This is a genomic window from Arthrobacter sp. 49Tsu3.1M3 (assembly GCF_900168135.1).
GTDB lineage: Bacteria > Actinomycetota > Actinomycetes > Actinomycetales > Micrococcaceae > Arthrobacter.
Window position 1 is genome coordinate 347,877 of the sequence record NZ_FUZD01000002.1, and the last position, 26,899, is coordinate 374,775.

General features: G+C 65.8%; 22 protein-coding genes. 17 read left to right on the top strand and 5 right to left on the bottom strand.

Features of this window, described 5'->3' with window-relative positions:
* Positions 1–292: 292 nt before the first annotated feature.
* The 3 genes from B5X90_RS04560 to B5X90_RS04570 all read left to right on the top strand — a co-directional run bounded on the left by B5X90_RS04560 (position 293) and on the right by B5X90_RS04570 (position 4,940).
* On the top strand, positions 293–2,074 hold the full coding sequence (locus B5X90_RS04560; RefSeq protein WP_079550286.1) for an ABC transporter family substrate-binding protein: 1,782 nt from the start codon (positions 293–295) through the stop codon (positions 2,072–2,074).
* A gap of 179 nt (positions 2,075–2,253) precedes the next feature.
* The gene (locus B5X90_RS04565; protein WP_079550288.1) at positions 2,254–3,795 is read left to right on the top strand and encodes an ABC transporter permease; all 1,542 of its coding nucleotides are present in this window, start codon (positions 2,254–2,256) and stop codon (positions 3,793–3,795) included.
* 26 nt (positions 3,796–3,821) lie between these two features.
* Positions 3,822–4,940, top strand: a complete 1,119-nt coding sequence (locus B5X90_RS04570) for an ABC transporter permease (RefSeq protein ID WP_079550290.1) — start codon at positions 3,822–3,824, stop codon at positions 4,938–4,940.
* A gap of 24 nt (positions 4,941–4,964) precedes the next feature.
* Here the strand turns inward: B5X90_RS04570 and B5X90_RS04575 are convergent, their stop codons facing one another.
* On the bottom strand, positions 4,965–5,594 hold the full coding sequence (locus tag B5X90_RS04575) for a PH domain-containing protein (RefSeq protein ID WP_079550292.1): 630 nt from the start codon (positions 5,592–5,594) through the stop codon (positions 4,965–4,967).
* A 78-nt stretch (positions 5,595–5,672) separates the two neighbouring features.
* On the opposite strand from B5X90_RS04575, the gene B5X90_RS04580 reads away from it, so the two are divergent.
* The 5 genes from B5X90_RS04580 to B5X90_RS04600 all read left to right on the top strand — a co-directional run bounded on the left by B5X90_RS04580 (position 5,673) and on the right by B5X90_RS04600 (position 13,318).
* Positions 5,673–7,499, top strand: a complete 1,827-nt coding sequence (locus B5X90_RS04580) for an ABC transporter ATP-binding protein (protein ID WP_079550294.1) — start codon at positions 5,673–5,675, stop codon at positions 7,497–7,499.
* A gap of 305 nt (positions 7,500–7,804) precedes the next feature.
* Positions 7,805–9,445 (top strand): peptide ABC transporter substrate-binding protein, encoded by a 1,641-nt coding sequence (locus tag B5X90_RS04585; protein WP_079550296.1) that lies wholly within the window; start codon positions 7,805–7,807, stop codon positions 9,443–9,445.
* A 222-nt stretch (positions 9,446–9,667) separates the two neighbouring features.
* Positions 9,668–10,597, top strand: a complete 930-nt coding sequence (locus B5X90_RS04590; RefSeq protein ID WP_018773796.1) for an ABC transporter permease — start codon at positions 9,668–9,670, stop codon at positions 10,595–10,597.
* Positions 10,587–11,585: an ABC transporter permease gene (locus tag B5X90_RS04595; protein WP_079550298.1), complete on the top strand. Its 999-nt coding sequence runs from the start codon at positions 10,587–10,589 to the stop codon at positions 11,583–11,585. The genes B5X90_RS04590 and B5X90_RS04595 overlap by 11 nt, the downstream gene beginning before the upstream one ends.
* Before the next feature lie 11 nt (positions 11,586–11,596).
* On the top strand, positions 11,597–13,318 hold the full coding sequence (locus B5X90_RS04600; protein ID WP_179129051.1) for an ABC transporter ATP-binding protein: 1,722 nt from the start codon (positions 11,597–11,599) through the stop codon (positions 13,316–13,318).
* A gap of 191 nt (positions 13,319–13,509) precedes the next feature.
* On the opposite strand, the gene B5X90_RS04605 is transcribed toward B5X90_RS04600, so the two are convergent.
* Positions 13,510–14,427 carry an SGNH/GDSL hydrolase family protein gene (locus tag B5X90_RS04605; RefSeq protein ID WP_079550302.1) on the bottom strand — a complete coding sequence of 306 codons (918 nt, stop codon included), beginning with the start codon at positions 14,425–14,427 and terminating at the stop codon, positions 13,510–13,512.
* Positions 14,428–14,709: 282 nt separating this feature from the next.
* Here B5X90_RS04605 and typA point away from each other — a divergent pair, with 282 nt between their 5' ends.
* The 3 genes from typA to B5X90_RS04620 all read left to right on the top strand — a co-directional run bounded on the left by typA (position 14,710) and on the right by B5X90_RS04620 (position 18,131).
* On the top strand, positions 14,710–16,638 hold the full coding sequence (gene typA, locus B5X90_RS04610; RefSeq protein WP_079550304.1) for a translational GTPase TypA: 1,929 nt from the start codon (positions 14,710–14,712) through the stop codon (positions 16,636–16,638).
* Positions 16,639–16,665: 27 nt separating this feature from the next.
* Complete coding sequence (locus B5X90_RS04615; RefSeq protein WP_256860047.1) at positions 16,666–17,052, top strand: hypothetical protein; 387 nt, start codon at positions 16,666–16,668, stop codon at positions 17,050–17,052.
* Positions 17,053–17,324: 272 nt separating this feature from the next.
* Complete coding sequence (locus B5X90_RS04620; RefSeq protein ID WP_079550308.1) at positions 17,325–18,131, top strand: type IV toxin-antitoxin system AbiEi family antitoxin domain-containing protein; 807 nt, start codon at positions 17,325–17,327, stop codon at positions 18,129–18,131.
* A gap of 535 nt (positions 18,132–18,666) precedes the next feature.
* Here the strand turns inward: B5X90_RS04620 and B5X90_RS04625 are convergent.
* A complete protein-coding gene (locus B5X90_RS04625) occupies positions 18,667–18,915 on the bottom strand; it encodes a putative acetyltransferase (protein ID WP_079550310.1) in 249 nt (82 codons plus the stop codon).
* A gap of 150 nt (positions 18,916–19,065) precedes the next feature.
* Here B5X90_RS04625 and fdxA point away from each other — a divergent pair, with 150 nt between their 5' ends.
* The 5 genes from fdxA to B5X90_RS04650 all read left to right on the top strand — a co-directional run bounded on the left by fdxA (position 19,066) and on the right by B5X90_RS04650 (position 23,576).
* The gene (fdxA, locus tag B5X90_RS04630) at positions 19,066–19,392 is read left to right on the top strand and encodes a ferredoxin (RefSeq protein ID WP_028275689.1); all 327 of its coding nucleotides are present in this window, start codon (positions 19,066–19,068) and stop codon (positions 19,390–19,392) included.
* A 12-nt stretch (positions 19,393–19,404) separates the two neighbouring features.
* Positions 19,405–20,553: a succinyldiaminopimelate transaminase gene (gene dapC / locus B5X90_RS04635; protein ID WP_079550313.1), complete on the top strand. Its 1,149-nt coding sequence runs from the start codon at positions 19,405–19,407 to the stop codon at positions 20,551–20,553.
* Positions 20,554–20,781: 228 nt separating this feature from the next.
* On the top strand, positions 20,782–22,065 hold the full coding sequence (locus tag B5X90_RS04640) for a citrate synthase (protein ID WP_028275687.1): 1,284 nt from the start codon (positions 20,782–20,784) through the stop codon (positions 22,063–22,065).
* A 180-nt stretch (positions 22,066–22,245) separates the two neighbouring features.
* Positions 22,246–22,917 (top strand): TetR/AcrR family transcriptional regulator, encoded by a 672-nt coding sequence (locus B5X90_RS04645; RefSeq protein WP_079550315.1) that lies wholly within the window; start codon positions 22,246–22,248, stop codon positions 22,915–22,917.
* Between the two features lie 47 nt (positions 22,918–22,964).
* Complete coding sequence (locus B5X90_RS04650; protein WP_079550317.1) at positions 22,965–23,576, top strand: hypothetical protein; 612 nt, start codon at positions 22,965–22,967, stop codon at positions 23,574–23,576.
* Positions 23,577–23,607: 31 nt separating this feature from the next.
* On the opposite strand, the gene B5X90_RS04655 is transcribed toward B5X90_RS04650, so the two are convergent.
* Positions 23,608–24,405: a hypothetical protein gene (locus B5X90_RS04655; RefSeq protein ID WP_079550319.1), complete on the bottom strand. Its 798-nt coding sequence runs from the start codon at positions 24,403–24,405 to the stop codon at positions 23,608–23,610.
* Positions 24,406–24,571: 166 nt separating this feature from the next.
* Complete coding sequence (gene dapD / locus B5X90_RS04660; protein WP_079550321.1) at positions 24,572–25,582, bottom strand: 2,3,4,5-tetrahydropyridine-2,6-dicarboxylate N-succinyltransferase; 1,011 nt, start codon at positions 25,580–25,582, stop codon at positions 24,572–24,574.
* A gap of 200 nt (positions 25,583–25,782) precedes the next feature.
* On the opposite strand from dapD, the gene dapE reads away from it, so the two are divergent.
* Positions 25,783–26,889: a succinyl-diaminopimelate desuccinylase gene (gene dapE / locus B5X90_RS04665; RefSeq protein ID WP_079550555.1), complete on the top strand. Its 1,107-nt coding sequence runs from the start codon at positions 25,783–25,785 to the stop codon at positions 26,887–26,889.
* Positions 26,890–26,899: the final 10 nt, after the last annotated feature.

Consider the following 26,899-nt stretch of genomic DNA (forward strand, 5'->3'; position numbering starts at 1 on the left):
TTAACTGGAGGAGCCCCGATTCTCGGATCGGGGCTTTTCCTGTGTGCGGCGCTTTTATCCTTTTGTTACGCCCCCGTCAACGTTTTGTGGGAAAGCTGGCCCTGCGGAACCTGCCCAATGTTGCAGCTCCATAACGAACTTTACGGTGAGTCAACTTTGGTGGCTCCGAACGGCCTTTGGGGTTACGCTTCATGCCATGTGAGACGGGCCACACTGCCGCTGGGGGAGTGTGGACGTCTGTCTGGCGCCTTCGGCGCCGGTCTCACCCACACCACAGAAACAAGGAGGCGGAATGCGCTTGGGTCGTATTTCCAAAGCAGTGGGCGTGGCGGCAGCAGCTGCCATCGCCCTCAGCGCCTGCGCGGGCAACAGCGGCGGGACAACCCCGACCACTGCGGCGGCAGCAAGCAAGCAAGGCGGATCGGCAACCGTAGTAGAGGTCAACGCGTTTAACACGTTCAACCCGAACACGGCCGATGGAAACACTGACATCAACTCAAAGGTCAGCTACGCCACGCACTCGGGCTTCTTCTACATCGACAACAAGCTCAACGTTGTCCGCAATGAGAAGTTCGGCAAGATGGAAAAGGTCTCTGACGATCCGCTGACGGTGAAGTACACCATCAACGACGGCGTGAAGTGGTCCGACGGCACTCCTGTTACCGCAGCCGACCTTGTGCTGCAGTGGGCCGCCTTCTCCGGTTACTACAACGACGCCGACGCGGAAGGTAAGACCGGAACGTCCTACTTCTCCTACGCCGGTGACCCCACCGGTATCGCCCTCACCGACTTCCCGGAACTCGGTGACGACGGCCGCAGCATGACGCTGAAGTACTCCAAGCCCTTCGCGGACTGGGAAATCGCCATCGGCGGCCCCGGCATCGACATCCCCGCCCACGTCCTGGCCAAGAAGGCAGGCCTGGCGGACACCAAGGCGTTCATTGACCTGCTGAAGGGCATGCCCCGCGGCGATTCCAAGGCCCCCAAGCCGGCGAACGCCCAGCTCAAGGCCATGGCGGACATGTGGAACACGGGCTTTGACACCAAGACCCTGCCGGCTGATCCAAGCCTGTACCTCTCCAATGGCCCGTTCCTCGTCAAGAGCATCAACCAGGACCAGTCCCTGACCATGGTCAAGAACAAGGACTACAACTGGGGACCGGAAGCCAATCTGGACGAAATCACCGTCCGCTACATCGGTGAGGCACCTGCCCAGGTCCAGGCTCTCAAGAACGGCGAGGCGGACATCATCGCCCCGCAGGCATCCGCGGACACCGTGGAGCAGCTCAAGGCACTCGAAAGCCAGGGCGTGACGGTCGACGTCGGCAACCAGCTCGCGTACGACCACATCGACCTGAACTACTCGGGCCCGTTTGCCGACAAGAACGTCCGCGAGGCGTTCATGAAGGCCGTCCCGCGTACGGACATCGTCGACAAGATCGTCAAGAAGCTTGATCCGAAGGCTGCACCGCTTGACTCCCAGCTCTTCGTTCCGGACCAGGCCCCGTACGCCGACTCGGCCAAGAACAATGGTTCCTCCTCCTACCAGGGTGTGGACATCGAGGGTGCCAAGAAGCTCCTCAACGGCGCCACCCCCGAAGTTCGCATCATGTACAACAAGGACAACCCCAACCGTGTTGACGCTTTCTCCCTGATCAGCGAGTCCGCCACCAAGGCCGGCTTCAAGATCGTCGACGGCGGCCTCGGTAAGTCTGACTGGGGCAAGGCCCTCGGTGACGGCAGCTACGATGCCACCATCTTTGGCTGGAGCAACTCGGGTGTCGGCGTCTCCGGCGTTCCGCAGATCTTCAAGTCCGGCAACGACTCCAACTTCAACAAGTTCAGTGACCCCGCAGCCGACAAGCTGATGGACGAACTGATTGTCACCACCGACAAGAGCAAGCAGGACGGCCTCGTTGCTCAGATCGACAAGATGATCTGGGATTCGGCCTACGGCCTGCCGCTGTTCCAGTCGGTTGGCGTGGACGCATACAGCGACCGCATCACCGGTGTGAAGTACATGCCGAACCAGACCGGCGTTTGGTGGAACTTCTGGGAATGGGCGCAGAAGTAGCCCGCGACCCCAAGTAACACTGCTGGAAAGGCGTCGGGACCACAGCTTCTTCGGTCCCGGCGCCTTTCTGGCGACATCCCTGACGATGCCGTGGTCCCGCCGCCACATCGGCGGGAACCGGCCAAACTCCGCGACCGGTCCGGGCAATCCCTGGGCCCGAATTCCGAGGTTCTATTCCAATGGTGACCTACATCTTCCGGCGGCTCGTGACTGCCGCCCTCATCCTTCTCGGTGCGTCCTACCTCGTATATCTCCTGACAGCGGCGTCCGGGGATCCCCTCGAGGAATTCCGCGCCAACCCCACGCCCCAGAAGCAGCAGCTCATGGACGCGAGGACCGAGCTCTTGCAGCTGGACACCCCGGCCCCGCTGCGGTACTTCAAATGGTTCGGCGGCGCTGTCCAGTGCCTCGTTCCGTTCGCCAACTCCTGTGACCTCGGGAAAAACATCGCCGGTCAGCCCATCACCGAAGCCCTCGGCTTCGCGCTCGTCCAGACCCTGACCCTCGTCACCGCGGCAACGGTGCTCGCCATCCTGATCGGCATCACCCTGGGCATCGTCACCGCCCTGCGGCAGTACAGCACCCTGGATTACGGCGTGACGTTCATGGCCTTCCTGTTCTTCTCCCTGCCGATCTTCTGGGTCGCCGTCCTGCTCAAGGAATTCGGCGCCATCGGCTTCAATGACTTCCTGCGGAACCCGAACGTGCCGCTGCCCGCGGCCCTCGGGATCGGCGTCGTCGTCGGCGCAGTGACAGCCGTCGCGGCGGGCGGGACCATGCGGCGCCGGCTGCTGGCCGGCGCCGTCGCCTTCGCCTTCGTGACCGCGGTGCTCATTTACTTCTCCGCCACCGAATGGTTCAAGACCCCGGGCCTGGGCCCCGTGGTCATCGCCATCGCCGGTGTCGGCATCGCGTTCGCCGTGACCCTGCTCTCCGCCGGGCTGAAAAACCGCAAGGCCCTGCAGTCGGCCCTCATCGCCGTCGGCGTCGGCGTCGTGCTCTACTTCCTCCTTCAGCCGCTGCTCAACGAGGCCACATTCCTGATGATCGTGGTCCTCGCGGTCGTCTTCGTCCTGATCGGCATGGGCATCGGCTACCTGGTGGGCGGGTACGACCGCGGGCAGTCCATGCGGGCGGCAGCCATCACCTCGTTCCTGGTCGGCTTCCTGATCCTGCTGGACCGGTACATGCAGGCATGGCCCAGCTACTTCAACAACAGCCGTGTGCGCGGCCGGCCGATCGCCACCATCGGTGCCAGCACGCCGAACATCCAGGGCGACTTCTGGGTCCTGAGCCTTGACTCCTTTACCCACCTGATCCTGCCCACCCTGGCCCTGATCCTCATTTCACTGGCCAGCTACACCCGCTTCACCCGGGCCTCGATGCTCGAAATCATGAACATGGACTACATCCGCACGGCCCGGGCCAAGGGCCTGAGCGAGCGGACCGTCATCATGCGCCACGCGTTCCGCAACGCCCTGATCCCGATCGCCACGATCGTGGCCTTCGACATTGGGGCGCTGATCGGCGGTGCCGTCATCACCGAAACCGTCTTCTCGGTCCGCGGCATGGGCTTCCTCTTCCTGGACGGGATCGCGCACACCGATCCCAACCCGGTCATGGGCGTCTTCATCTGCGTGGCCATCACGGCCATGGTCTTCAACCTCATCGCGGACCTCGCCTACTCCGCACTGGATCCGCGCGTAAGGGTAAAAGCATGAGCCAGCCAAGTCAGCAGGAAGTAATCATGGCCGAAGACGAAGCCTCGCGGATATCAGCCGCGGCCGGCGTTGAGCCGGTCCTTGAGGCCAAGGGGCTCAGTCAGGGCCAGATCGTCCGGAAGCGTTTCCTCGGACACTCCGGCGCCATTATCGGCCTCGTGGTGTTCGCTTTCATTTTCGTCCTGGCCTTCACCTCGGTGGGCTACCTGGGAATCCCCGGCTGGTGGAAGTACTCCCACACGCAGGTCTCGCCACTGGTCAACGGCGGCGCACCCACCTCATCACTGTGGCCCCTGGCCTGGGGCGAACATCCGTTCGGCCAGGACCGGATCGGCCGCGACCTCTTCGCCATGACCATGCGCGGCGCGCAGCAGTCCATCACCATCATGATCGTGATCGGCCTCATCGCCGGCCTGATCGGCGTCGTGGTCGGTGCCATCTCCGGCTACTTCCGCGGCTGGTCCGAGGCCATCCTGATGCGCCTGACCGACGTCATCATCATCATTCCGGCCCTGCTGCTGGCCGCCGTCATGGCCGCCCTCGCCGGCCGCCGGGACCAGGGGAGCTGGTTCGCCTCGTTCGCCAGCACCAACGGCGTGCTGGCACTCGGAATCTTCCTGGGCCTGATCAGCTGGGTCGCCCTGGCCCGACTGATGCGCGGCGAATTCCTGTCCCTGCGCGAACGCGAGTTCGTGGATGCGGCCCGGATTTCCGGCGCCAGCAACGCCAGGATCATCTTCAAGCACATCCTGCCCAACGCCGTCGGCGTGCTGATCGTCAACGTGACCCTGACCATGTCCGCCGCGATCCTCACCGAAACGGCGCTGAGCTACCTCGGCGTCGGCGTCAAGGCCCCGGACACGTCACTGGGCCTGCTCATCTCCCAGAACCAGCAGGCCTTCGCCACGCGGCCGTGGCTCTTCTGGTTCCCGGGCATGTTCATCGTGCTCATCTGCCTCAGCATCAACTTCATCGGCGACGGCCTGAGGGACGCCTTTGACCCGCGGCAGAAGAAGTTCAATGCCAAGAAGGCGGCCGATCATGGGGGTGCCGCGGTGCAGGCCGGTACCGTCACCGGACTGGGCACCCCGGCGCCTGAGGATCCCCGCAACGACGGGCCAGCTGACGGAACACGGGGCCAGTAGATGCTGGCCCCCTGCAGGACCGCTCTAACGGGCGGTAATCGCCAGGTAGCTCGCCGCCAGAAGCAGTACGACGGCGCCAATCGCCACCCAGCGGACGGTCACCGTTGCCGCGGTGCTGGCGGCGTCGCCGGCGGCGAGCTGCCCGCCTTCCACCAGGTCATGCCACCGGGCCCGCACCAGCATGGCAGCCTGGCCGGAGTCCGTGGTCTTCAGATCTCCCGGACGGACCGACTTGCCGGGACCGTAGGTGGTTGCCGGCAGGCCGTGGAGGTCCTCCGGGCGGGCATGGCGGCCGCCCCAGATACCGGGGGCGGGCGCAGCCCAGGAGGTGTAGCTCTTCCGGGCGGTGACCAGCGTCAATGCAAAACGGGTATCGACGTGCACCAGCGCGGCCCACGGCACCTCAATCGAGCGGAACGGATTCTCCAGGGTGACGCCGGCGTCGTGAACTACAACGGACGGCATCCAGAACAGCTGCCAGCCCATGAAGGCAATGAAGGCCAGCGGGGCGATGCCGCCCAGCGCCCCCGGACCCGCCATGACGACCGTAGCCACGACACCGAACGCGGCCACCGCCCAGGACAGCAAGGCGAACCACTTGTTGGTTCGTGCTTTGAAGACTTCAACATTCCCGGCGTGCGGCGTAGAGCTCATGCCCCCAATAATTCAGTATTCCGAGCCGCAGCACTAATCCCCGGTGCACCGGCGGCCCGGGCGGAAGGATAGCCCATCATGACTGACTTCATCACCCTCGATCCGCCGGCGTCACCCGTGCCTGGCAAAGGCGAAACTGTCCTGGAGGTCCGGGATCTCAGCGTGGATTTCGGCGTGGACAAGAAATGGGTCCCGGCCGCGATCGGCCTGAACTACGAGGTCCGGGCCGGCGAAGTACTAGCCATCGTGGGGGAGTCCGGCTCCGGAAAGAGCGCCAGTTCAATGGCGCTGCTCGGCCTGCTGCCCAGTAACAGCCGTGTTAGAGGAAGTGTCAAGCTCGCCGGCCGTGAGCTGTTGGGGAGCAATGAGGCCAATATCCGCGCGGTGCGCGGCAAGGACGTCGCGGTGATCTTCCAGGAGCCGATGACGGCCCTGAACCCGGTGTACACCGTGGGCTCGCAGATTGTCGAAACTGTGCGTCTGCACAATGAAGTTTCCCCGGAAGAAGCCCGGCTCCGGGCCCTGCGCATGCTGGAACTTGTCGAACTGCCCGATCCGGAGAAGGCCTTCCGGTCCTACCCGCACCAGCTTTCCGGCGGCCAGCGCCAGCGCGCCATGATCGCGCAGTCGCTCTCCTGCGACCCGAAGCTGCTCATTGCCGATGAGCCGACCACGGCCCTCGACGTGACGGTGCAGGCCGAAATCCTTGACCTCATGCGCAACCTGCGGAACAAACTGGACAGTGCCATTGTGCTCATCACCCACGACATGGGAGTGGTGGCCGACCTCGCCGACCGGATCGCCGTCATGCGCAAGGGCCTGATCGTGGAGACGGGCACGGCAGCACAGATCTTCCACAACCCGCAGCATGAGTACACCAAGGCGCTGCTGGCTGCGGTCCCACACCTGGGCCAGGGCGGCACGGATGCCACGGCGGACGTGGACGTCACCGCCGCCCTCGCCGCCGCGACCCACGTCGAGATCCTCTCCATTCCGGAAGACGAGCTGATCCGGCGCGAACGCGAAAACGCCGCCGCCCTGGCCGCGGCCGAAGCGGCGAAGCCGAAGGGCGAGCCGGTCCTGGAGCTCAGCGACGTCGCCATCGAGTACCCGAAGCAGGGCCGGGTGCCGGCCTTCCGTGCCGTGGAAGGGGCCAATCTGGTCATCTATCCCGGACAGGTGGTCGGTCTCGTCGGCGAATCGGGCTCCGGAAAGACCACCATCGGCCGGGCCGCCGTCGGCCTGCTGCCGGTGGCGGCAGGCACCATGCGGGTAGTCGGGCAGGACATTTCCGCCGCCAAGAGGAACGGCCGGCAGCTCCACGAGATGCGCCGGCATGTCGGCATGGTGTTCCAGGATCCGTCGTCGTCCCTGAACCCCAGGCTGCCCATCGGGGAGAGCATCGGGGAGCCGATGTTCCTCGCACGGGTCGCAAGGGGCGCCGACCTGCAGCGGCGGATTGAGGCGCTGCTGGACCAGGTCGAGCTGCCGCGCGACTACCGCAACCGCTACCCGCACGAGCTCTCCGGCGGGCAGAAGCAGCGCGTGGGGATCGCGCGGGCCCTCTCGCTCAAGCCCAAGCTGATGGTCGCCGACGAGCCCACCTCCGCCCTCGACGTCTCAGTCCAGGCCAAGGTGCTCGATCTGTTCCAGAACCTGCAGAAGGAACTGGGGTTCGCCTGCCTCTTCGTCACCCATGACCTCGCGGTGGTGGACGTGCTCGCGGACCGGATCTGTGTCATGCAGCGCGGCAGGATCGTGGAGCAGGGGACCCGCGACCAGATCCTCCGCAATCCCCAGGAGCCCTACACCCAGCGGCTTTTGGCGGCGGTTCCGCTGCCGGATCCGGACAAGCAGCGCGAGCGCCGCGAACTGCGCGCGCAGCTGCTGTCAGGGGCCAGCTGAGGCTTACCCGGAGGGGGTCGGAGCAGGGGCGAAAACCGGCAGATTCCAGTTAAGGACGAGTAACCCAGGTCACTCCGCGGCCGAATACTACCAGCCGGTAGCGTGTGACTTGAAATACACTCCACATGACGTTAGCCGTCATGAGATTGTCGGATCACGGTTTGGCAACAGAGTTCCAACATTTGGACGGTTTAGGGCTAGGCTACTTCCATATGTAGGCCACGTCACAGGGGATACCCCTGTGCCTGCTTACGGGGAAGCATAAGTTTTTCCCTCACGAACTCCCACAACTCATAGGAGGCGGAATGCGTTTTTCGCGCACTTCCAAAGCACTGGGCATGGTGGCTATCGCCGCCCTCGCCCTGACCGGATGCGGTGCCAGCGGCTCCGCAACCGGTAGCGGCAGTACCGGCGGCGACACCAGCAAAGTGATCCTCGCCGACGGCTCCGAACCCCAGCGTCCCCTCATGCCCGCCGACACCAACGAAGTCGGCGGTGGCAAGGTCATCGACATGATCTTCGCGGGCCTGGTCAGCTACGACCCCAGCGGCAAGCCGGTCAACGAACTCGCCGAGTCCATCGAGGGCAAGGACGGCCAGCACTTCACCATCAAGGTCAAGAAGGGCCAGAAGTTCACGAACGGCGAGGCCATCACGGCCAAGTCCTTCGTCGATTCCTGGAACTTCGGTGCCGCAGCCAAGAACGCCCAGCTCAGCGGTGGCTTCTTCGAAAGCATCAAGGGCTACGACGAAGCCAGCGCAGAAGGCTCCAAGGTTGAGACCATGTCCGGCCTGAAGGTCGTTGACGACCAGACGTTCACCGTCGAACTGAAGCAGCCGGAATCTGACTGGCCGCTTCGCCTTGGCTACACCGCGTTTGTTCCGGTTCCCTCCGGTGCCCTGAAGGACCCGAAGGGCTTCGGCGAGAAGCCGGTCGGCAACGGCCCGTACAAGCTCGCGGACGGCGGCTGGCAGCACAACGTGCAGATCCAGCTCGTTCCGAACCCGGACTACAACGGCCCGCGCAAGGCCAAGAACGCCGGCGTGACGTTCAAGATCTACCAGAACGACGACTCGGCGTACCAGGACCTGATGTCCAACAACCTGGACATCCTGCAGACCATCCCGACCAGCGCGCTGAAGAACTTCAAGTCTGACCTCGGCGACCGCACCATCAACAAGCCCTACGCCGGCAACCAGACCATCGCCATCCCGGAATACCTGCCGGAATGGAGCGGCGAGGCCGGCAAGCTCCGCCGCCAGGCGATCTCCATGGCGATCAACCGCGAAGAGATCACCAAGGTGATCTTCAACGGCGCACGCCAGCCTGCCAAGGACTTCACGGCCCCCGTGCTTGACGGCTACAGCGACTCGATCCCCGGAGCCGAGAACCTGACTTTCAACGCCGACAAGGCCAAGGAAGCCTGGGCCAAGGCCGACGCCATCCAGAAGTGGGACGCGAACAAGACGTTCACCATTGCCTACAACGCCGACAAGGGCGGACACAAGGCCTGGGTTGAGGCAGTAGTCAACCAGCTCAAGAACTCGCTCGGCATCAAGGTTGAAGGCAAGCCGTACGCCACCTTCAAGGAAGCCCGCAACGACGCCACCGCCAAGACCCTCACCGGCTCCATCCGTGCCGGCTGGCAGGCAGACTACCCGTCGCTGTACAACTTCCTCGGCCCGATCTACAAGACCGGTGCCGGCTCCAACGACGCCAGCTACGCCAACCCGACGTTCGACAAGGCCATCTCCGACGGCCTGAACGCCGCGTCGGTCAGCGACGGCAACAAGGCCATGAACAAGGCCCAGGAGATCCTCCTGACGGACCTGCCGGCCATCCCCCTGTGGTACCAGGTTGCCCAGGGCGGCTGGAGCGACAAGGTCACCAACGTCGACTACGGCTGGGACGGCGTCCCGCTGTACTACAACGTAACCGGTAAGTAACAACAAAACGACGGCGGGGGCCGCCCATACTGGGGCCTCCGCCGTCGTCGTGTTTCCCCTCCCTTTATTTTCTTGATGCCCGGCTCCTTCGGGCGAACTTTTCGCAGCCCTGCCGCCGTGACCAAACCGGCGCAGCCTGCATCCATAGTGAAAAGGTTCTTTGATGAACAACTCCGCCGCATCCCTGGACAGGGTGCCTGCCAACGAGGGTGTGACTCGCTGATGTCGACATACATCCTCAAGCGTTTCCTGCAACTGATTCCCGTCTTCCTGGGCGCAACACTCCTGGTCTATTTCCTGGTCTTCAGCCTGCCCGGTGACCCCATCGTGGCCCTGTTCGGCGACAAGCCGGTGAACGAGGCGGTCGCAGCCAAGCTGCGCATGCAGTACCACCTGGACCAGCCGTTCTGGATGCAATACCTGCTGTACCTCAAGAGCATCTTCACGTTTGACCTCGGCCAGGACTTCTCTGGACGCCCCATCGCCGCCGTGCTCGGCGAGGTCTTCCCCGTCACGGCGCGGCTGGCCATCATGGCGCTGATCTTCGAGGCCTTTTTCGGCATCGTCTTCGGCCTCATCGCCGGCCTGCGCAAGGGCAAGCTCTTTGACGCCACCGTCCTGGTCGCGTCCCTGGTCGTGATCGGCATCCCGATCTTCGTCCTGGGCTTCCTGCTGCAGTTCACCATCGGAGTCCAGCTCGGCTGGGCCAAGCCGACCGTCAGCTCCGCGGCGACCATCCCTGACCTCATCCTGCCGGCAATCGTGCTGGGACTGGGATCGTTCGCCTATGTCCTGCGCCTGACCCGCACGTCCGTCATCGAAAACATGAACGCCGACTACGTCCGCACCGCCACCGCCAAGGGTCTCTCCCGGTTCCAGGTGGTCCGCGTCCACATCCTGCGCAACTCCCTGATTCCCGTCATTACGTTCCTGGGCGCCGACCTCGGTGCCTTGATGGGCGGGGCAATCGTCACGGAAGGCATCTTCAACGTTCCGGGCGTGGGCAACCGGCTCTACCGGGCCGTGCTGTCCGGGGAAGGTCCCACGGTGGTCTCGATCGTCACCGTCCTGGTGCTGATCTACTGCCTCTCCAACCTGCTCGTTGACCTGCTTTACGGCTGGCTTGACCCGAGGATCCGTTATGACTCCTGATAACACCACCACCACCGCACGGCACTCCGATTCCCGCCGCCCGGCCCGCCGGACCGAGCACTTCGTGGCCGATGTCTCCGAGACCCCGCTCCAGGTAACGGACCGGGTCAAGGACGAAGCCGCACCGCTGAGCCTGTGGGGCGAGGCGTGGAAGAACCTGCGCAAGCAGCCGCTGTTCCTCATCTCCGCGTTCCTGATCCTGGTGGTCGTCGCGGTCTCCGTCTTCCCGGGGTTGTTCTCGCAGATCGACCCCACCTCGGAGGCCTGCCAGCTGGCCAACTCCGACGCGGGCCCCGCCGCGGGCCACCCGCTGGGCTTCACCCAGCAGGGCTGCGACGTCTACGCCCGTGTCATCTTCGGTACGCGGTCCTCGGTGACCGTGGGCCTCTTCACCACCATCGGAGTGCTGCTGATCGGCGGCATCCTGGGGGCCGTCGCCGGCTATTACGGCGGCTGGATCGACTCGGTCCTGGCCCGCATCAATGACATCTTCTTCGCCCTGCCCCTGATCCTGGGCGCGATCGTGATGATGCAGCTGCCGATGTTCCGGACGAACAAGACCGTGTGGACCCTGGTGCTCATCCTGGTCATCTTCGGCTGGCCGCAGATTGCCCGCATCACGCGCGGCGCCGTCATCGAGGTCCGGAACGCCGACTTCGTCACCGCCGCCCGGTCGCTGGGCGTCTCGAAGTTCGGCGCCCTTATGCGCCACGTGATGCCGAACTCGCTGGCCCCGATCATCGTCGTGGCCACCATCTCCCTGGGCACGTTCATCGTGGCCGAATCCACCCTGTCCTTCCTGGGCATTGGGCTGCCGCCCAGCGTCATGTCCTGGGGCAATGACATCCAGGCGGCGCAGGCCTCGCTCCGGTCAAACCCGATGCCGCTGCTCTACCCGGCCATCGCGCTGTCCATCACCGTCCTGAGCTTCATCATGCTGGGCGATGCCCTGCGTGATGCCCTCGATCCCAAAGCCCGCAAGCGATGAAAGGGGACACCATGAGCGCCTCTGTTGACTTCCAGGAAGCTGAGTACGCCACTGAGCGCCCGCTGCTTGAAATCAAGGACCTGGCCATCGGGTTCACCACCAGCAACGGCGAGGTCAACGCCGTCCGCAACGCCCACCTCACCGTCATGCCCGGCGAAACCGTCGCGATTGTGGGCGAGTCGGGTTCCGGCAAGTCCACCACCGCGCTGGCTGCTATCGGCCTGCTCCCGGGCAACGGGCGCGTCGCTGCAGGCCAGATCCTGTTTGATGGCGAGGACATCTCCAACGCCAGCGAAAAGCGGATGATCGAACTGCGCGGCAACAGCATCGGCATGGTCCCGCAGGACCCGATGTCCAACCTCAACCCGGTGTGGAAGATCGGCGACCAGGTCCGCGAGACGCTGAAGGCCAACGGACTCCCCAGCGGCCCCGACGACGTCGCCAAGGTCCTGTCCCAGGCCGGGCTGCCCGACGCCGGCAGCCGCGCCAAGCAGTACCCCCACGAGTTCTCCGGCGGCATGCGCCAGCGCGCGCTGATCGCGATCGGGCTCGCCTGCCAGCCGCGCCTGCTCATCGCGGACGAGCCGACGTCGGCGCTCGACGTGACAGTGCAGCGCCAGATCCTCGATCATCTGGACAAGATGACCACGGAGCTGGGCACCGCGGTGCTGCTGATCACGCACGACCTCGGCCTCGCCGCAGAGCGGGCCGACCAGGTGGTGGTCATGTACCGCGGCCAGGTTGTCGAATCCGGACCCTCGCTGGAGCTGCTGCAGAACCCGCAGCACCCGTACACCCAGCGGCTGGTCGCCTCGGCGCCGTCGCTGGCGTCCCGGCGCATCCAGGCGGCCAAGGAACTTGGCGTGGAAACCGACGACATGCTCGCCCCGGGCGAGACCGGCGTGGTTGAGCCGGCCAAGTCCGACGACGTCCTGCAGATCCAGAACCTCAGGAAGGTCTTCAAGCTGCGTTCGGGCCTGGGCAAGTCCACGGACTTCACCGCCGTCGACGACATCTCCTTCAACGTCAAGCGGGGAACCACGACGGCGATCGTGGGGGAGTCGGGTTCCGGCAAGTCCACGGTGGCGCAGATGGTCCTGAACCTCCTGACGCCGACCTCCGGCAAGATCATCTTCGACGGCGTGGACACCTCCACGCTGAACAGCAAAGAGCTGTTCGCCTTCAGGCGCCGGGTGCAGCCGATCTTCCAGGACCCATACGGTTCCCTGGACCCGATGTACAACATCTTCCGGACCATCGAGGAACCGCTGCGGACCCACAAGATCGGGGACAAGGCCAGCCGCGAGAAGAAGGTCCGGGAACTGCTGGACCAGGTGGCGCTGCCGCAGTCCACCATGCAGCGGTACCCCAACGAGCTCTCCGGCGGCCAGCGCCAGCGGGTCGCGATCGCCCGTGCCCTGGCCCTGGACCCCGAAGTGATCATCTGCGACGAGGCCGTCTCCGCACTGGATGTGCTGGTGCAGGCGCAGGTGCTGAACCTGCTCGCCGAACTGCAGTCCCGGCTGGGCCTGACCTACCTGTTCATCACCCACGACCTCGCGGTGGTCCGGCAGATCGCCGACCGCGTGTGCGTCATGGAGAAGGGCAAGCTGGTGGAAACAGGCTCGACGGACGACGTCTTCGAGTCGCCGCAGCAGGACTACACCCGGGCGCTGCTCAATGCCATCCCCGGCGCCGGCCTCATGCTGCCGCCGGAAATGGACGTGGCCTGAGCGGCCGCTTTCTGAGGGCTTGAAGAAGTCCGCCGCCAGCAGCACTCAGCAGCTGGCGGTACAGGAGCCGGTGTCCACCCTTCGGGGCGGACACCGGCTCCTTTGTTGTACTGTTGCCCGTCCTTCGCTGGCGGTGGATGCGCCGGCGGTCCCGGTGCGGGCGGTGGATGCGCCGGAGGGGCAAACCTGCGTTAGTGGTGCAATCCGGCGACCATGCCGGGGTCAGCGTAGTCAAACCCCATGGACTGCAGCCGCTGGCCTAAAACGGCGCCCAGGGTCGCGTGGCCCTGCCGGTTCAGGTGGACCCGGTCCGCCATCGAGCCCGTCAGGTTGTACCGGGTGAGCCAGTCGCCCGCGCTGACGAACGACAGCCCGTGACGGTCCGCCACCCGCCCCAAAAGCGCGTCCACCTCGCTCCGGCGTCCTCCGCCATAGTGGGCGCCGCGCCCGAGTGTGCCGACCATGAGTATCCGGGCAGCGGGGTAACGCTGCTGGATGCTGGCGATCAGCCGTTCCGCGTTGGAGACGATCTGTGCGTCGGAGGCGCCGCGTGCGGCATCGTTCCCGCCGCCTTCGATCACCACGAGGGGAGGAGTGCCGTAGGGGAGTTTCCAGTCGCCGCGCTGTAGCGCGTCGATGTAGTTGCCGGTCTTGCCGTTGGACGCCACGAAACCCGTGCCGCCGCGGCCACAAAAGAAGACTTTGTACCCGGCAGCGGCCAGACCTTGCCTGGGCCAGCCGTAGGAAGGTTCCGATTGTGAGTCGCCAATCAGCACGGCGACATTGCTGGTGTCCTTGACGATGATCTCGTTGCGGCCGTTGGCTGGATTGCGGTAGGTAGAGCCGCTCGGCAGAGCGGCGGGGTCGATGGTGGACCCAATGCGCGTCTTCGCCGCGGACCCGGCCGCGACCGGCGCCCCTGCTCCAACGGCCGCTCCGGCCCCGCTGCCGGTCAGTGGCGTCCCCACGGCTCCCGCTTCTGATGATCCGGCGTTGGAAGAGCCCGCGTCGGGCGCAGGTGAATAAGAGGTCTGTCCGCAGCCGCCAAGAACCACGCCGGTGGCGATCATCATTGCGACGAAGCGGGACAGGGCCGAGGCGTTTCGCATGAATGTCTCCGGGCTTGCTTGCTGCTATCAGAGCAATGATGGTGCATGGGCGCTGGAAAATCCAGTGACTTTACTCACACGTAATAGACCAGTTCCGTACGCCCGTCCTGCTCCGGCGACAGCGCGGACGCTGGTCGCCGATCCGCATTTTAGGCCAATAAATGACCTAGCGTTTAGAATGGTAGTAGGTGCCCTGTGCCAAAGGGACTGATCTGTCGTGCGTTCCGGTTGGAAATGTCGCGATACCACAGCTGACTTCACCACTGAATCGAGCAATAACGCATGTCTGAAACCACCACCAACACTGCGGTAGCCACTGCATCGCGCAGTGACCTGCGCAACGTCGCGATCGTGGCCCACGTTGACCACGGCAAGACCACGCTGGTCGACGCCATGCTCAAGCAGACCAACTCCTTTGCCGAGCACAACCACCTCGAAGACCGCGTCATGGACTCCGGTGACCTGGAACGCGAAAAGGGCATCACCATCCTGGCCAAGAACACCACGGTGGCGTACAACGGACCGTCCTCCAACGGCGAAACCATCACCATCAACGTCATCGACACCCCCGGCCACGCCGACTTCGGTGGCGAGGTGGAGCGCGGCCTGTCCATGGTCGACGGCGTCGTCCTCCTCGTCGATGCCTCTGAGGGCCCGCTGCCCCAGACCCGCTTCGTGCTGCGCAAGGCTCTCGCCGCGCACCTGCCGGTGATCCTCCTGGTCAACAAGACCGACCGCCCCGACGCGCGGATCGAAGAAGTTGTCCACGAATCCATGGACCTGCTCCTGGGCCTGGCCTCCGACCTCGCCGACGAAGTTCCGGACCTCGACCTGGACAAGATCCTGAACGTGCCGGTTGTTTACGCCGCCGCCAAGGTCGGCCGTGCCTCCCTCGAGCAGCCCGCCGACGGCAGCGCCCCGGAAAACGAAGACCTTGAGCCGCTCTTCCGGGCCATCATCGAGCACATTCCGGCCCCGACCTACAACCCGAACGGTGTCCTGCAGGCACACGTCACCAACCTGGACGCCTCACCGTTCCTGGGCCGCCTGGCGCTGCTGCGCATCTACAACGGCACCCTGCGCAAGGGCCAGACCGTGGCCTGGGCACGCGCCAATGGCGAGCTCAAGAACGTCAAGATCACCGAACTTCTCGCGACCAAGGCACTGGACCGCGTCCCGGCTGAGTCCGCTGGCCCGGGCGAGATCGTCGCCGTCGCCGGCATCGAGGAGATCACCATCGGTGAGACCCTGACCGACGCCGAGAACCCGCAGCCGCTGCCGCTGATCACCGTTGACGACCCGGCCATCTCCATGACCATCGGTATCAACACCTCGCCGCTGGCCGGCAAGGTCAAGGGCGCCAAGGTCACGGCCCGCCAGGTCAAGGACCGCCTCGACAAGGAACTGATCGGTAACGTCTCCATCAAGGTTCTCCCCACCGAGCGTCCCGACGCCTGGGAAGTCCAGGGCCGTGGCGAGCTTGCACTGGCCATCCTGGTCGAGCAGATGCGCCGCGAAGGCTTTGAGCTGACCGTCGGCAAGCCGCAGGTGGTTACCAAGACCGTCGACGGCAAGGTCCACGAGCCGATGGAACACATGACCATCGACGTGCCCGAAGAATACCTCGGCGCCGTCACCCAGCTGATGGCCGCCCGCAAGGGCCGCATGACCAACATGGCCAACCACGGCACCGGCTGGTGCCGCATGGAGTTCATCGTTCCGGCCCGAGGCCTGATCGGGTTCCGCACCAAGTTCCTCACGGACACCCGCGGCGCCGGCATCGCCGCCTCGATCTCCGAAGGCTACGAGCCGTGGGCCGGCCCCATCGAGTACCGCACCAACGGTTCGATGATCGCCGACCGCGCCGGTGTTGTGACCCCGTTCGCCATGATCAACCTGCAGGAACGTGGATCCTTCTTCGTCAAGCCCACCTCCGAGGTATACGAGGGCATGATCGTGGGAGAGAACTCCCGCGCCGACGACATGGACGTGAACATCACGAAGGAAAAGAAGCTCACCAATATGCGTGCAGCTTCCTCGGACACCTTCGAGAACCTGACGCCCCCGCGCGACCTGACCCTCGAAGAGTCCCTCGAATTCGCCCGCGAAGACGAGTGCGTTGAGGTTACCCCGGATTCAATCCGCATCCGCAAGGTCATCCTGGACACCAACGAGCGCGCCAAGGCCAACCGCGCCCGCGCCAAGGTCTGATCCCGGTCTCCGGGCTTCAGCCACAAGGTGATTAAGAGAGCTGCCGGTACGGCAGGCGGCATTGCCGCCGCCGTGCCGGCAGCTCTTTTTGTTGCCCTGGCCGGCACCGCACTGCACCGCCACGACCTGGTCCTGGGCGGGGTGGACGTCCCGTGGGGCGCCGTCGCCGCGCTCGTCCTGCTGGGCTCGGTTCAGCTGTGGCTGGGGGCGGCATTCCGTTCTGTCATCCCGACGGCGGCTTGCGGAGTCCTCTGTTACGCGCTGATTGGCTGGTGGTCCACCCTGGAAGCGGGCAAGCGCCTGGTCATCGGCGACGCCGCGGGCAATATCTGGGTCTTCGGCATCGCAGGAATCACCGTGGCCATGCTCGCCTGGTGCCGGCGCTACCGGAGGCCGGCCGGCCAGGACCGGTGACGACGGTCCGGGACCGGTGACGACGGGCCGGGGCGGGTGATGCCTGGCTGGGACCAGGCCCCATTGCCCCTGCTCCCCAAGCGGGACACGCCCATTTTTCGCTCGCTGGAGTGGGCACAATGGCGTTATGTCCGGCCCCGGTTTGGTGCGCGGGACATGCCCCGCCCTCATGGTCGGACCTGTCCCGCACCGCCCCCAGCCGGCTGGCGCAGTTTTCCACATAGTGCGAGATCCGACTTCCAGGGCACAGAGTGCGGCTCCACCATGGGTGAATGGCCAACATCATCGAGGTGCTCCCGTACGACGGCGTCGCCCGCGCCAAATACATTGCCGCCGCGGGGGTCTCCGATTTTCAGCTCAAGTCCGCGATGGCCTCGGGAGCGGTGTCCCGGGTGGCCCGCGGCGTTTATGCGTTGCCCGGTGCAGACGCGCAGCTGATCGCCATACGCTCGCTTCCGGCGGAACCGGCGTGCATCACAGCGGCACACTTCAGTGGGCTTTGGGTCCTTGAAGGGCCAGCCCAGCCGCACGTTGCCCTTACGCACAGCAGGAGCTATCAGGGCTTCGTCTGCCACCGGGCAACCGCGCCGCCGACACTCCTGGACACGGTCATTCAATGCTTGCGCTGCCTACCCGAACCTGACGGGCTGATCATCGCCGAATCTGCCGTCGTGCTGAAGGGACTCCCGCTGGGTTCGTTGCGTCAGCGGCTCGATGGCCGGAACGACTCCCGGGAGCGCCGGATCGTGTCGGCGATCGTCCCGCAGTCGCAGTCGCTCATTGAGTGCCTCGCCCGGTTCCTGCTGCGGCGGGCCGGCTTCCATGTTGAATCGCAGGTCAACGTTCCGGGAATGGGACACCTGGACCTTATGGTTGACGGCCGTCTCGGCATCGAGGCCGACGGGGCGGGATTCCACATGGACAGGGCCAGCTTCGAGGAAGACCGGCGGCGTTGGAACGTCACGACGCGCCGGGGAATCCCGACTCTTGTTGTGACGTACCCGCTGCTGAGGGACCACCCCGAGGACTTCATCACCATGGTCCGCGAAGCCCTGAACAGGCTGTCTGCCGCCGCCTAGAGCCAGGCTCCACGGCCAGCTTCGCGCGCCCTTGCGATGCTGTTCGGCACTGTGCTCCTGCACTCTGATCCTGCACTCTGATCCTGCACCGCGCCCAGCCACCGCTGAAATTGTCCTGTGCTCTTTCGATGCACCACTGGACATGTCTCTTATTCTGTTGGTCCACCACTGGACATGTCCCTTGTTCTTTTGGTCCACCACGGAACACGTCACTTGTTCTGTTGGTCCACCACGGGACATGTTCCTTGCTCCGTCGATTCACCATTGGACATGTCCCGCGTTGGGCGGCGGCGATGAGCATGACGCCGAAAAGTCCATCTCCAGCAGCAAAGGGAGGGCATGTCCACTGGCGGCCGGGGGTGGGGCTCGACATGTGCGTTGTTGGCCAGCAGGGGAGGGCATGTCCATTGCTGGCCGGGGTGGCGGCTGGGCATGCGCGTTGTTGGCGGCAAGGGGAGGGCATGTCCATCGGTCGGGGGTGCGGAGGGGATGTCCACTCGGCGCAACCACCGACGCGCCCACCCCGGCCAGCCCGTCAGGGCCCCTGCACCCGTGGGGCGCGGCGCGGCGGGGGCGGCGGGACTTCCTTGGCTGCCACGACAAGGGGGAGTGCAATGACGACGTCGGAGCTGCGGGTGCGGACGGTGCATACGCCGGCGGCGCGTTCCACGAGCTCGCCGAGGGCATCCGTCAGGCCGCCCTCGATCCTGTACCGGACCACAACGCGGGTGCCGAGCGGGGCTGAGGAGAGGAACTGCTGGGGCAAGGGCAAAGGCGAGCTCATCAGATCATCGTAAGACGCGGAGCATGTGTGACGTCCGGCTAGGTTCGCGGGAACAGGCTGGGAGATAATAGGCTCAGAAGTCAGCAGCCCGGCTCAGGGCCTGGAAATCATCCGGCCGGTCGCCGGAACCAACGTGGAGAGGCCAGGGACGTGACGTACGTAATCGCGCAGCCGTGTGTAGATGTCAAAGACAAGGCATGCATTGAGGAGTGCCCCGTCGATTGCATTTACGAGGGTGAGCGTTCCCTGTACATCCACCCCGACGAGTGCGTGGACTGCGGTGCCTGTGAGCCGGTCTGCCCCGTGGAGGCGATCTACTACGAGGACGACACCCCCGAAGAATGGGCCGACTACTACAAGGCCAACGTCGAGTTCTTCGACGAACTCGGGTCCCCGGGGGGCGCCGCGAAGGTTGGGAACACCCACACCGACCACCCCATGATCGCCGCCCTGCCGCCGCAGAACCAAGAAAACTAGGACGGCGCAACGGTGACCTCCGCGGTGCGCACCTTCGGCCTGAGCCTGCCCGACTACCCGTGGGAGGCCATGGCGCCGTATCTCGCCACGGCAGCCCGGCACCCGGCAGGAGCCGTCAACCTTTCCATCGGAACCCCGGTGGACGCGACGCCGGCACTCATCCAGGACGCGCTGCGCGCCGCCGCGGACGCCCCCGGCTATCCCACGGTGCACGGGACGCCGGCCCTGCGGGAAGCCATCGCCGGCTGGTTTGCGCGCCGGCGCGGCGTCCCCGGGCTCGACCCGCAGAATGTGATGCCAACGGTGGGTTCCAAGGAACTCGTCGCGTGGCTGCCGTTCCTGCTCGGCCTGAAGCCGGGCGACGTCGTCGTCCGACCCACGGTTGCATACCCCACCTATGACATCGGGGCCACCTTCGCCGGTGCGGAGCATGTCGCCGCGGACGACCTCGACGAACTCGACGCCGGCACCCGGGCCCGCGTGCGTCTGGTCTGGGTCAATTCCCCGGCCAACCCCACCGGCAGCGTCCGGGACATCGCGTCGCTGCGGCGGATCGTCCGGCAGGCCCGCGAGCTCGGCGCCGTCGTCGCGTCCGACGAATGCTACGCCGAGCTCGGCTGGGGGGAGTGGGACGTCCAGCGTGGCGGCGTCCCGGTCCCGAGTGTCCTGCATCCGCAGGTCGCAGAAGGCTCCCACGATGGCCTGCTCGCCGTCTATTCGCTGAGCAAACAGTCCAACGTGGCCGGCTACCGGGCGGCATTTGTCGCCGGCGATCCGGTGATCATGGCCAACCTGGTCAACAGCCGCAAGCACGCCGGGATGATTGTGCCCTATCCGGTCCAGGAAGCCATGCGCGTGGCCCTCGGCGACGACGCCCACGTCCAGGCCCAGAAGGACCTGTACCGGGGCCGGCGGGAACGGATCGTGCCCGCGCTGGAGGGTTTCGGCCTGACAATCCATGAATCGAGGGCGGGCCTTTATCTGTGGGCCACCGCCGGCGAGGCGACGTGGGACACCGTGCGCCGGCTCGCGGACCGCGGAATCGTCGTCGGCCCCGGGGTCTTCTACGGCGACGCCGGCAACGGGTTCATCCGGGTGGCGCTGACCGCCAGCGACGAAAGGATCGACGCCGCCGTCTCGCGGCTGTGCCCCGAAGCGTAACAATGCTGTGACGCGTGCCACATGTGGCCTGTTTTTGGCCTTTTGCGGGGCCCCCGGATTAGTGCCACCCGCGAAGTGAAGGTACTTTTTAACTGACGATCAATGGTGGCTTTCCACAAGAAGGCAGCGCAGCCTTTGGAAATCCTGTCCGCACAGGATCCGCGGGCAGCTTCACCAGATGTTGGACCAGCTTTCGACAGAGGCCCCGATGCCTCATGAGGAGACTCCATGACTGAAACCACCAGCGCAACCCTGCGCCATGCCGGCGGCGAACTCGAACTCCCGCGCATCAAGGTTGTAGAAGGGAACGAAGGCTACGACGTTTCCAAGCTGCTGAAGCAGACCGGCGCCGTCGCCTTCGACCCCGGTTTCATGAACACCGCGGCCACCACCTCGGCCATCACCTACATTGACGGTGATGCCGGCATCCTGCGCTACCGCGGCTACCCCATCGAGCAGCTGGCCCAGCACTCGAGCTTCCTGGAAGTCTCCTACCTGCTGATCTACGGCAACCTGCCGACCCCCACCGAGCTGGAGTCCTTCGACCAGCGGATCCGCCACCACACCCTGCTGCACGAGGAGCTCAAGGGCTTCTTCAGCGGCTTCCCCCGTGACGCCCACCCGATGCCGGTGCTGTCCTCGGCCGTCTCGGCGCTGTCGACGTTCTACCAGGACTCGCTGGATCCGTTCAACGCCGAGCAGGTGGAGGTCTCCACCATCCGCCTGATGGCCAAGATGCCGGTCATCGCCGCCTACGCCCACAAGAAGTCGATCGGGCAGCCCATGCTGTACCCGGACAACTCGATGAACCTGGTGGAGAACTTCCTGCGCCTGAGCTTTGGCCTGCCGGCCGAGCAGTACGAGGTGGACCCGGTCATCGCCAAGGCCCTGGACCTGCTCCTGATCCTGCACGCCGACCACGAGCAGAACTGTTCGACGTCGACCGTCCGCCTGGTCGGTTCCTCGAACGCGAACCTGTTCGCCTCCGTCTCTGCCGGCATCAACGCCCTCTTCGGCCCCGCCCACGGCGGTGCCAACGAGGCCGTCCTGAAGATGCTGCGCCAGATCCAGGCCGACGGCATCAAGCCCGAGGACTACATGGAGAAGGTCAAGAACAAGGAAGACGGCGTCCGCCTTATGGGCTTCGGGCACCGCGTCTACAAGAACTACGACCCGCGCGCCAAGATCATCAAGGCCACGGCCCACGAGGTCCTGAGCAAGCTCGGCGGAAACGACGAGCTCCTCGACATCGCCATGCGCCTTGAAGAGAAGGCCCTGGGCGATGACTACTTCATCCAGCGCAAGCTCTACCCCAACGTGGACTTCTACACCGGTCTGATCTACAAGGCCATGGGTTTCCCGGAGAAGATGTTCACCGTGCTGTTCGCCATCGGGCGCCTGCCGGGCTGGATCGCCCAGTGGCGCGAGATGATCAGCGACCCCAACACGAAGATCGGCCGCCCGCGCCAGCTCTACGTCGGCGAACCGGAACGCAACTACCCGTCGCTGTAGCCAGCCCGCCGGCCACGGCGCGCGCGATAGCCATTACGACGCCGGCCGCGCACCTTTTGCTGAGGTGCGCGGCCGGCGTCGTCCTTATGGGGGCATCGTGCCGCTGTGACCCGCGCCACGTCCCTGCCAGGACCGGTGTGCCCCCCGGCGGCTGCGGCACGTACGTGCTAAAAAAGACCAGTGCCTAAATTTGTCGACGCCGTAATCCGGCGCCAGGAAATAGTTGACGCAGTCTTCAGGATCATCGCCACGGATGGCCTCGAGCGGGCCTCGCTGCGGGAAGTCGCCGATGAAGCGCAGCTGGCCGTCGGATCGGTGCGGCACTATTTCGCCAGCAGCGACGAGCTGTTGACCCACTCGTTCGCCGTGGTGGTGGACCGAATCGTCGGCCGCCTCACTGACGCGGACTCCCGGCTGGGCGATACGCCGCCGGGGTCGGGGGAGCAGCGTGCGGCCGTCCTGGCACTGCTGGGTGAGTTTCTTCCGCTGGACGAGGAACGGGCGGTTGACGCCTGCGTCTGGATGGCCTTCAAGAATGCCGCCCGGACCAGGCCGTTCCTGGCCGCCGAGGCCGACCGCAGCCACCGGGCGGTGGCCGCCGTCGTGGGCGGGCTCATCCTGGGCCTGGCCGAGGCTGAAGGCGCTGACGCCGGCCACGCGGCCGGCCTCGACCAGCAGGTGCTCGTCACCGAAGCGGAACTGCTGCTGGCCGTTCTGGACGGTCTGACGATGCACGCCCTCCTGCAGCCCGAGTGGATGACGGCCCTGATGTGCAAGGATGTGCTCGAAGCCCATCTGGAGGGCCTGAACCGACGGCTGGCGGCCGGGCAGCCAGCCGTTAACGCCTCATAACAACAGGAATAGACTGAGATCGTACGTCTTGCCAAGGAGGCAATTGGATGCACCACACCGGCGGGCCTGGCTGGCGGATCACGATGGATACTTCTGGTCCCATGCTCATTGCCCTCTACGTTCGTGACGCCGCCGGCTTGGACACTGCGGGACACCCGGCGCTCTGCCATGCGGCACCGAAGATCCGCGCCTCGGACCACTCCCACCTAATCGCCGAGGTCGGCGGCCCGGCTGCGCTCAAGACCGAATGGGAGGCCTGGTGGGAACAGCTGCTGAAAGCCCACCCGGAAATGTCCCCCGAGCTCTCCCCGCCGGGCTTCCGTGCGTTCAGCAATTCGCCGGCCCTCCGGCGCGTGTTGCAGGCCCACTTCGGGGCCGCTTTGACGTGGTCCCGGGAACGCCTCGCGGAATACGGGGCCCTCGAGGCGGAGCGCGAAGCCAACGGCAACAACGAGCTGCTGGCCGACATGGTGGAGGACCGCCTGCTCGACGTGGGAAGGGCTTCAAAGGATTTCGGCCTGACGATCATCGAGCTCCCGCTTGCGGAGCCGCGGGCCTGGTATCTCGAGCCCGACAAGATCATCATGAGCCACGAGCTGCTGTCCCAGCCGGAACTGTTCCGCAGCTACGTGCAGCCGGTGGTCGATCTCCTCGTCTGAACCCGCCCGGTGGCGACAGACCCGGTGGCGGTCAGGTGCCGGGCGCGTCGGCGACAGTTACCCTGACCTGGCCGGCCGGAACCTGGGCCGGCTGCCAGCCGTCGCGGGACTGCCGGTTCCAGGCGCGGCCGTCGACCTCCACACTGGTGATTTCGAGCTCCTTGGCGTTGGCCACGGCCCACTGGCCCACAGCCCAGGCCTGGGTGCCTTCGGCCTCCACGAGCACGGTCCGGCCGTCGGTGGACGCCGTCACGTCCCCGAGCGCAGCGGTCAGCCCAGCAGAGACGGCGGCAGGATTCCCGGCGGCGTCGGGCGAGCGCAGCGAGCAGTCCAGGCCTGCGGGCGTCTGGCCGCTCAGTGCGGAGGCGAAGGCGCGGGCCATCACCTCATGCTGGGCGTAGGCCTCCGGGTACGCCGAGCGCTGGACGCGCTGGGCGGCCACGGTGATATCCAGCGACTCGTACCCGGAAACCTCGACGAGCGCATCGTAGAACGCATTGCTGGCGTGGTACGGGTCCATCACCTGGGCCGTGGTGCCCCAGCCCTGGGACGGCCGCTGCTGGAACAGCCCGCGGGAGTCGGGACCAGCCTGGTCGCCATGGCCGATGTTGCGCAGTTTGGATTCCTGCATCGAGGTGGCCAGCGCAATGCTGGCGGCCCGGGCGGGAAGCCCCCGCCGGACCGCGACGGCGGTGATGAGGGAGGCATTGGCCGCCTGGTCGGTGGCGAGGTCGTCGCCGCCGCTGCCCGTGGCCGTGCACCGTTCGGTGATCAACGTCTCCGACCGTTGCAGGAACGTCACTGCCGTGTAGATGCCGCCCGCGACCATCGCCAGGGTCAGCAGAAGGACAATCCGGCGCCGCCAGCTCCCTCGTCGTGCCACGAAAATACTCCCTCAGGCCCCAACGGGCTGCGTCATCGGCTTCTTCGTCGGGGCGGGTCGGCCCCGCCCGCGCGGTCTTCGCCGCCCGCCATACCGTACCAGCCGGTGGCGGTCAGTTGGCGTGCAGGTCCGCGTTGAGCTCCACGGTCTGGCCCTTGCGGGGGAGTGCCTCGACCGCGCCGGTGGCGGAATTGCGGCGGAAAAGCAGGTTGGGAACCCCGGAGAGCTCCAAAGCCTTGACCACCCGGCTGGTGTCTTCGCCTTCGGCGTCCCGCGGGCTGATGACACGGACGCGCGTGCCGGCCGTGACGTAAAGGCCTGCCTCCACCACCGAGTCGTCGCCAAGGCTGATGCCCACCCCGGAATTGGCGCCGAGCAGGACCCGCTCGCCGAGGGCGATCTTTTCCTTGCCGCCGCCGGAAAGGGTTCCCATGATCGAGGCCCCACCGCCGACGTCGGACCCGTCGCCGGTGACGACGCCGGCCGAGATCCGGCCCTCGACCATGGAGGTACCCAGGGTTCCGGCATTGAAGTTCACGAAGCCCTCGTGCATGACCGTGGTGCCTTCGGCCAGGTGCGCACCGAGCCGGACCCGGTCGGCGTCGGCAATCCGGACGCCGGAGGGAACGACGTAGTCCACCATGCGCGGGAACTTGTCCACGCCGAACACCGTGACGGTGCCGCGTTTGCGCAGGCGCGCCCGGGTCAGCTCGAAGTCCTCCACGGCTGCGGGGCCGAAGTTGGTCCACACCACGTTGGGAAGCTTGCCGAAGATGCCGTCAAGGTTGATGGTGTTTGGCTGGACCAGCCGGTGGGAGAGCAGGTGCAGGCGAAGGTAGGCGTCCGCAGTGTCCGCGGGCGCCGCGTCCAGGTTGATCTGGGCGAAGATAACTATCTGCTCGGTGCCGCGGTCCGGATCGATGCCGCTGGCGGCGATGTCGATCAGCGACTGGTCCGCGTTCTCCACGTCACGCAGGTGCTCCGTGGCGACTCCGAGCGCCGGGGCCGGAAACCACACGTCCAGCACGGTGGCGTCACCGTTGCGGGTGGACACGGTGGCCACCCCGTAGCCATAGGCGGAGCGGGCGTCGGCGGGCACAGCGGAAGCAGCAGTTTCAGTCATGGCCCAAGTCTAACGAGAGCCCCTCAGGCGCTGAAACTCATGACAACCCGCCTGACACGCTGCAGGTGCCTCTTGGCGCCCGGAAAACGGCCCCTCAGCGACTCAGGTGGGACGGGGAGGCAAACAGATAAGGTGGAACGGTGACCCCCAGTAACCCGCGCACCCCTGCCAGCGCCACCGCCAGCGTCCCTGTCCGTACACTGGTCCATTTGGACCTCCGCCAGGACGTTGCCCTGCTCACGGCCGCCCTGATCGACATCAACAGCGTCTCCGGCAACGAGGGGGTCCTGGCCGACGCCGTGGAGCATGCCCTCCGGCAACTGCCGCAGCTGGAGCTTGTCCGCGACGGCGATTCGATCATCGCCCGCACCAACCTGGGCCGGGCCGAACGCGTCATCCTTGCCGGCCACCTGGACACCGTGCCGTTGCCCACCACCGAGGGCTCGCTGGGGACCGTGCCGGCGTACTGGCCCTCCGGGGCCCCGGGCGAGGGGATCCTCTACGGCCGCGGCGCCACCGACATGAAAGGCGGCGTCGCAGTGCAGCTGGCGCTGGCGGCCGCCATGTTCGACGGCGGGGCGGAGCCAGGCAAGGACGTCACGTTCGTCTTCTACGACCACGAGGAAGTCGAGGCCGTGAAGAGCGGCTTGGGCCGTCTGGTGCGCAACCATGGCTCGCTGCTCGGCGGGGACTTCGCGATCCTGCTCGAGCCGACCGACGGGACGGTGGAGGGCGGCTGCAACGGCACCAGCCGCTTCGAGGTGACCACGAACGGCGAGGCTGCCCACTCGGCCCGGGCCTGGATGGGCAGCAATGCCATCCACGCCGCGGCCCCGATCCTGGCCCGGCTGGCGGCGTATGAGCCGCAGACCGTGACGGTTGACGGTCTGGACTACCGCGAAAGCCTCAACGCCGTGAAGATCCACGGCGGCACGGCCGGTAACGTCATTCCGGACAAATGCGTCGTGGAAATCAACTACCGCTTCGCGCCGGACAAGACCCCGGACGGAGCCGAGGCCGTCGTGCGCGAACTGCTCGTCGGATTCGACGTCGTGCGCACCGACAGTGCGGCCGGCGCGCGGCCGGGCCTGCACCACCCCGCGGCGGCGTCCTTCGTCGCCGCCGTCGGCGCGGAGCCGAAGCCCAAGTACGGCTGGACCGACGTCGCACGCTTCAGTGAGCTCGGCATCCCCGCGGTGAACTTTGGACCCGGCGATGCGCTGCTGGCGCACAAGGACAACGAGCACGTCGAGGCGGACGCCATCCGCGAATGCCTGCGGGCGCTGCGGACCTGGCTGGGCGCCTAGCAAGGGCCAG

Bases quoted from the DNA above. Each gene is read 5' to 3' on its own strand.
- B5X90_RS04560 (WP_079550286.1), top strand. From the start codon at position 293: ATGCGCTTGGGTCGTATTTCCAAAGCAGTGGGCGTGGCGGCAGCAGCT.
- B5X90_RS04565 (WP_079550288.1), top strand. From the start codon at position 2,254: ATGGTGACCTACATCTTCCGGCGGCTCGTGACTGCCGCCCTCATCCTT.
- B5X90_RS04570 (WP_079550290.1), top strand. From the start codon at position 3,822: ATGGCCGAAGACGAAGCCTCGCGGATATCAGCCGCGGCCGGCGTTGAG.
- B5X90_RS04575 (WP_079550292.1), bottom strand. From the start codon at position 5,594: ATGAGCTCTACGCCGCACGCCGGGAATGTTGAAGTCTTCAAAGCACGA.
- B5X90_RS04580 (WP_079550294.1), top strand. From the start codon at position 5,673: ATGACTGACTTCATCACCCTCGATCCGCCGGCGTCACCCGTGCCTGGC.
- B5X90_RS04585 (WP_079550296.1), top strand. From the start codon at position 7,805: ATGCGTTTTTCGCGCACTTCCAAAGCACTGGGCATGGTGGCTATCGCC.
- B5X90_RS04590 (WP_018773796.1), top strand. From the start codon at position 9,668: ATGTCGACATACATCCTCAAGCGTTTCCTGCAACTGATTCCCGTCTTC.
- B5X90_RS04595 (WP_079550298.1), top strand. From the start codon at position 10,587: ATGACTCCTGATAACACCACCACCACCGCACGGCACTCCGATTCCCGC.
- B5X90_RS04600 (WP_179129051.1), top strand. From the start codon at position 11,597: ATGAGCGCCTCTGTTGACTTCCAGGAAGCTGAGTACGCCACTGAGCGC.
- B5X90_RS04605 (WP_079550302.1), bottom strand. From the start codon at position 14,427: ATGCGAAACGCCTCGGCCCTGTCCCGCTTCGTCGCAATGATGATCGCC.
- typA (WP_079550304.1), top strand. From the start codon at position 14,710: ATGTCTGAAACCACCACCAACACTGCGGTAGCCACTGCATCGCGCAGT.
- B5X90_RS04620 (WP_079550308.1), top strand. From the start codon at position 17,325: ATGGCCAACATCATCGAGGTGCTCCCGTACGACGGCGTCGCCCGCGCC.
- B5X90_RS04625 (WP_079550310.1), bottom strand. From the start codon at position 18,915: ATGAGCTCGCCTTTGCCCTTGCCCCAGCAGTTCCTCTCCTCAGCCCCG.
- B5X90_RS04640 (WP_028275687.1), top strand. From the start codon at position 20,782: ATGACTGAAACCACCAGCGCAACCCTGCGCCATGCCGGCGGCGAACTC.
- B5X90_RS04650 (WP_079550317.1), top strand. From the start codon at position 22,965: ATGCACCACACCGGCGGGCCTGGCTGGCGGATCACGATGGATACTTCT.
- B5X90_RS04655 (WP_079550319.1), bottom strand. From the start codon at position 24,405: ATGGTCGCGGGCGGCATCTACACGGCAGTGACGTTCCTGCAACGGTCG.
- dapD (WP_079550321.1), bottom strand. From the start codon at position 25,582: ATGACTGAAACTGCTGCTTCCGCTGTGCCCGCCGACGCCCGCTCCGCC.